The 5,128-nt window shown below is 58.2% G+C and carries 5 protein-coding genes and 2 pseudogenes; 6 read left to right on the forward strand and 1 reads right to left on the reverse strand.

The window, feature by feature from the left end:
- The 5 genes and pseudogenes from K359_RS56310 to K359_RS65545 all read left to right on the forward strand — a co-directional run.
- A pseudogene (locus tag K359_RS56310) lies at positions 1–320 on the forward strand (IS5/IS1182 family transposase); the annotation flags it as partial.
- A gap of 194 nt (positions 321–514) precedes the next feature.
- Complete coding sequence (locus K359_RS56315; RefSeq protein ID WP_063619010.1) at positions 515–781, forward strand: hypothetical protein; 267 nt, start codon at positions 515–517, stop codon at positions 779–781.
- A gap of 189 nt (positions 782–970) precedes the next feature.
- Complete coding sequence (locus tag K359_RS0146845) at positions 971–2,104, forward strand: FAD-dependent oxidoreductase (protein ID WP_029085130.1); 1,134 nt, start codon at positions 971–973, stop codon at positions 2,102–2,104.
- A gap of 128 nt (positions 2,105–2,232) precedes the next feature.
- A complete protein-coding gene (locus K359_RS0146850) occupies positions 2,233–2,544 on the forward strand; it encodes a hypothetical protein (protein WP_029085131.1) in 312 nt (103 codons plus the stop codon).
- Between the two features lie 192 nt (positions 2,545–2,736).
- Positions 2,737–3,038, forward strand: a pseudogene (locus K359_RS65545) (DNA -binding domain-containing protein).
- 323 nt (positions 3,039–3,361) lie between these two features.
- Here the strand turns inward: K359_RS65545 and K359_RS0146855 are convergent.
- A complete protein-coding gene (locus tag K359_RS0146855; protein ID WP_029085132.1) occupies positions 3,362–3,757 on the reverse strand; it encodes a hypothetical protein in 396 nt (131 codons plus the stop codon).
- A 900-nt stretch (positions 3,758–4,657) separates the two neighbouring features.
- Between K359_RS0146855 and K359_RS56320 the strand changes: the two genes are divergently transcribed.
- Positions 4,658–5,008, forward strand: a complete 351-nt coding sequence (locus K359_RS56320; protein ID WP_245284952.1) for a hypothetical protein — start codon at positions 4,658–4,660, stop codon at positions 5,006–5,008.
- Positions 5,009–5,128 lie beyond the last annotated feature (120 nt).

The raw sequence follows: 5,128 nt of genomic DNA on the forward strand, positions 1-5,128 counted from the left end.
AGGGATACCGCGGCCATGACGCACAGAACCCGCGCCGCGTCTTCATCTCCGGCCAGAAGCGCGGCGTCTTCGGCACTATCAAGCGCCAGCTGCGGCGCCGCTCCGCTATCGAGCCCGTGATCGGCCATTTGAAGGCTGACGGACACCTCGGCCGCTGCTACCTCAAAGGCCGCGCCGGCGATGCCGCCAACGTCATCCTCTCCGCCGTCGGTTACAACTTCCGCCGCATCCTCGCCTGGCTAAGGGCTCTTTGGTACCTCTTCCTGGCTGCCTTCTTCTCAGTCACCAGCCACCGCACACCACTCAAATCGGCTTCTTAACCGACGACTAGACAGATCATCGTTTGTGACGCAGTAGGACTAGGTCGTCACCGGATACGCCTCGAAAGCAAGAGACCTGATCAACGGACTGGCGCACGCGGCCCCGACCTCGCGGCTAGCCCCGTGTCACGGATGTTCGATGGCTCTGGCAGAGGCTCGTTAGCTCGTAGGCCAATGCCTCACGGAGCGGCAGGATGGACGGTTGGTTAGTGACGGTCGCCATCAAGGAAGACGGCGATGACGACGACGACGGGTACAGGCACATAACTTACGCGGTCGCAGTCGCAAACCCGAGCAAAGCCGCAAAGCTGGCCATGAGAGATAGCGTCGCAAAGGGCGCAATGCTTAACCGTCCGCTCGAAGCTGGAATGTTGCAAAGTCTCGGCTTGGAAGCTGGCGAACTGGCCGTGGTTCACGACGATGACATTGATCCAATCACCTCACGGCCTCGGCATCATTAGCCAACGTCTGATTTTTCATTCAACAGCGTCGGATTGGAAACATGCATGTCCGGAAGCTCCACGAGCAGTTAGCTGGCGCGTTGTGAAGAAGCGAGTCGCTTGCTCCTCTCCTCTTTGGCACCCGAGTTGTTGACGCCCGCGAAGTGTGATCGCCAAGATAATAAAATGCCAACAAGGAGAGGAGGAAACATGGGCGCGGTGAAGACGGTTTTCATCGTGGGTGGCGGAATTGGCGGCTTGACGGTGGCCCATGCGCTTCAACAGATCGGCGTATCCACCAGAGTCATTGAAATGGGAGACAAGCGTGACCGGATCGGCACCGGTATTACGCTGCTGGGGAACGCCTTGCGGGCACTCGCCGAACTGGGATTGGTGGATGCGTGTCTTGAAGGTGGCCTTGGTTGGGACATCGTGTCGGTGCGCGATGGCGCAGGAACGATTCTGAGCGAACAGTCCACCCCAAGAATCTGGGACGCCGATCGTCCTGGCGCACTGGGAATCATGCGGCCACGTCTGGGACAGATCCTGGAAGACTTTGCGACGAAGGGCGGCGCGAAGATTGATTTCAACACAACGGTCACCCGAATTGATCAGGACGATGGAGGGGTGACGGTTCAGCTATCGAACGGCGAGACGGACCGCGCCGACCTGCTGATCGCTGCGGATGGTGCCTATTCCAACATCCGCCAGAGCATCTTCGGCGAAGAGTTCAAGCCGCACTACGCCGGTCAAGGCGTATGGCGTTATACGGTTTTTCGCACCGAGGCGATGAATGGCTTCGTCCTATATCGCCTTCCGACGGGCCGGGTAGTTGGCGCGCTGCCGCTATCGAAGGAACTGTGCTATCTGTTCTTCTTGGAACGCACGGACGAAAAGCTTCGTATTCCGCAAGATCAGGTGTGCGACTATCTCCGTAAACTGCTCGCCCCCTTTACGGCGCCCGAACTGGTCGCGGCTGCCAAGGTGATCGGCGAAGACAGGCACATAAGTTACCGCCCATTTGATGTCTTGATGATGCCAGCCCCCTGGCACCGTGGCCGTGTCGTGCTATTGGGCGACGCGGCCCATTCGTTGACGCCGCAAATGACGTCCGGCGGCGGTATGGCAATCGAGGATGCACTGGTTCTTGCCCAGGAACTGGATCGCAACAACGACTTGGAGACTTCGCTCGTGACCTATTGCCGTCGGCGCGAGCAAAGGGTCAGTCGCGTATACGACATCGCATACGCCATTTGCCGGGAAGAGCGCAAACCGGAGCATGGCCGGGACCATTCGATGGGCCTTCTTCGTGAAGGCTACGCGTTTCTGGCTACGCCCGTCTGATCGGAAGCAGGCGAAGTCAGCTGGGAAGGGACGGACGTCGATTCCGCGGTGGCAGGGCCACGTCCGTGGACCGAACGCAAACTCCGTACTCACTTCGGCCCACAACAAGTATGTCACGAGAGGGGGAAATGTATGACAAGACAGGCGAGGTCGCTGCAGGGATGGATTTTGACATCTGCCCCATGGATGACGATTTTTGGAGTGGTTCTGTATCGCAAGTCCTGCCGTTTATGATGAAAGATCTTGCGCAGAACCCGGAAGCGCAAATATTGGTTCCGACGGTGCTTGCCGGGTCGGCGGTGATCATCGCGATCCTGTCGCCATTCGTAGGCGTTTTGGTCAAGCGCGTTGGACGCAAGAGTGCTTTGATAGCGACGCGATCGCGGAATCGGCGCCGGTCTGGCTTAACGACATCTATCACATCATCGCGAGCCGTATGATCGTCGGCGCTGCCGAGGCAGTAGTGACGGCGATCGCAACTGTCTTGACGGTGGACCAAGAACCGGAAAACTCGCCGGCTGCCCGGGCCTGAGCCCGTCGCCCTCCGGGCTACGGGAGCGCGACACGCTCAGCGCCGCAATTCGCGCCAAGTTCTCACGCAACCTTACGCCGGCCTTGGGAGAAATACGGAAATGCAAAAGCCACTCGCTACGGCCCCGACCGATCAGACCCTGCCCCCTTACGACCGGGAGCACGCCGTCACCTATATGCGCCTGCTCGACGCGGATGCAGAGGGCGCTGACTGGCACGAGGTCGCGGAGTGTCGCGCATCGATCCCACACACGAGCCGGAGCGCGCCCGCCGGGCCTATGAGACGCATCTCGCCCGCGCCCGATGGATGGCTAATCAAGGCTACAAGCATCTGTTGCGGAGCGGCTGGCCCAGTGCAGCTAGCGGTGAACTTCAATTCGCGCTCGCAGTCCTCTCGCGGTAGGCGCGTATGCTTAATGCACAGCATGGAGGCCGTGCGCTCTAGCCTCAGTGCCGGATTTCTTGTGGGGCGGGCAACGCTTCGAGCCGCTGACAAAGGAGAGTTCGAAACGGCCTACCGTCTCGCAGGTTGGTCTATGGTAATCTACGACCGTATCGCAGCTCCTCCGCGAGGCATTGACCGATGTCGGTTGGCTCGTTCAGAATCGAGAACGAAATCTATGCGGATGAGTATCTAGACGCGCTTCTAGCGGAGCCGAAATACAGATCGATGGATGAAGTCCGCATGCGTGCCGCCAAATTCATCCCCAACGCTAAAGTCAAAACCTATTTCATCGTGGGTTTGCCGAAAGCAAAGAAGTTCATCCGCGATAGAGGTCGGTAGTCTTTTGACGTCACCCATTGTGAGAAGTCGTCAAAGCCGTGCGCTCTACCTTCCACGAAAAGCGTATTCGTCTGAAGTTGAGTAGCCTTTTCAAGTTGCTTCCGACCATCCTTTTCGCTCAACAACTCCTCGAAGCCGACCGTGATGAGCAAGTATGTCTCGACTGTATGCATGCGATAATGACCGGTGAGCGCCTCGAAAACTCCGTAGCAATAAGCGAATGGCCAGATTTGATAGAAAACTTCCTGCACTGTCTTGTCCGCCAGCGATAGCTGCAACTCAATACCTTTGGTCCCGAGCACGGCAACAGACTTTATCTGTTCGTTTGTCACGGCCATTGATTATGCTCGCATCTCGCTGATGATGATGTGATCGCGAAGCACCCCGGTTTCATCCCCAAAATAAGCTCTCACATCGTGCCGAGGCCGACAACGGGCGGACACGCTTTAACTCTCGATCAGCCTGCGCAGGATGGCTTCCGCGCGCATCGCGACGGCCGTGTAGTGCTGCGCCGCCTTGATGGACTTGAACCGCCCCGGATCATTCTGAGCGATGTCAGGATCAGCTAGGAGACGCTGGAAACGCGCCCTGCGTCACGCCTGTATGGAACGAAGGCGCGGGAGGATTGCCGGCCGCTCTTCAACACTGACCCGCTTCTCGCTCGGCACTCCCAGTCGCCTCCTCTTGAGGCTATGAGCCTATCGCAACTCCCGGCTCGTGTGGAAGAGGTTCCCGGGATGATACCGATTAATCAAGACCGGCCGAATTCGACAACGAGGGATGGCTCGATTAGTATTCCGGACCAATCTCGCCTGCGCCTTTGTTGAGCCTCCGATATGAAACGACCGTTGATCGCCGCCGCGGCTCCTCCTCCTGACCGATTCGTCTGTGAATGCCCAAAACGCACTAACTGACGCGGAACGTGGAGCCATCCACAAAGCGCGCGAATTTTGTATCGAAGCTCTTGGCCGTGACCGCCGTCGAATATTTTTCGGAAACAGCGACACCGCCGACGCGTTTCACGCACAGCTTAATGAGTGCGCAATGCGCATGATGCCTCGTTACCTGCCTCCCGCGAGCCGTTGAGGCTAGTCTAGGTATGTTTCTTGTTTGCGTGCAGCCGCGCTCGGTTGACGGCATGCATGCCCGATGGCTCCGAATTTGCAGGATCATCGGTCCGAGCCGATCTCACATGGCGAGGGCTGCTCCCGAGGTGCAGCAAGGAGGATGGTTGGATAGTGACTGTCGCCATCTTCAAGAAAGACCGCGACGACGACGAAGACTTCAGGCATGTAACTTACGCGGTTGCAGTCACCGATCTGGCGGAAGCCGTGAAGCTGACCCTGAAAGACTGCGGCGCAAAGGCCGCAATGCTAAACTGCCCGATCGAAAAGGAGCAGTTGCAAAGGCTCGGCGTGGAGCCCGGCGAGCTGATAGCTATACACGATGACGAGGTTGATCCAATCATCCTGCGCCCCAGACGCCACCAAAAGCGCCGCACGTCTGATCTCGTTCAGTCGCGTCCGGTTCATGACGTACGTCTGGAAGCTGCCACCACAGTGCAGGTAGTCAGTCTGCACGAGGTGTGAAAGCAAGCCGTTTTGCGTCTCTGCAGCGTGACCGTCAGGCACGCGAGTTGCTGAGCCCTGTATGGCTTGGTTGCATATTGATGACCCTCGTGAGACGGCCAAGTCTCCACCAGCAACTTG

The sequence above is a fragment of the Bradyrhizobium sp. th-b2 genome (assembly GCF_000426785.1).
Taxonomy (GTDB): domain Bacteria; phylum Pseudomonadota; class Alphaproteobacteria; order Rhizobiales; family Xanthobacteraceae; genus Bradyrhizobium; species Bradyrhizobium septentrionale.

Bases quoted from the DNA above. Each gene is read 5' to 3' on its own strand.
- K359_RS0146850 (WP_029085131.1), top strand. From the start codon at position 2,233: ATGTATGACAAGACAGGCGAGGTCGCTGCAGGGATGGATTTTGACATC.
- K359_RS0146855 (WP_029085132.1), bottom strand. From the start codon at position 3,757: ATGGCCGTGACAAACGAACAGATAAAGTCTGTTGCCGTGCTCGGGACC.
- K359_RS56315 (WP_063619010.1), top strand. From the start codon at position 515: ATGGACGGTTGGTTAGTGACGGTCGCCATCAAGGAAGACGGCGATGAC.
- K359_RS0146845 (WP_029085130.1), top strand. From the start codon at position 971: ATGGGCGCGGTGAAGACGGTTTTCATCGTGGGTGGCGGAATTGGCGGC.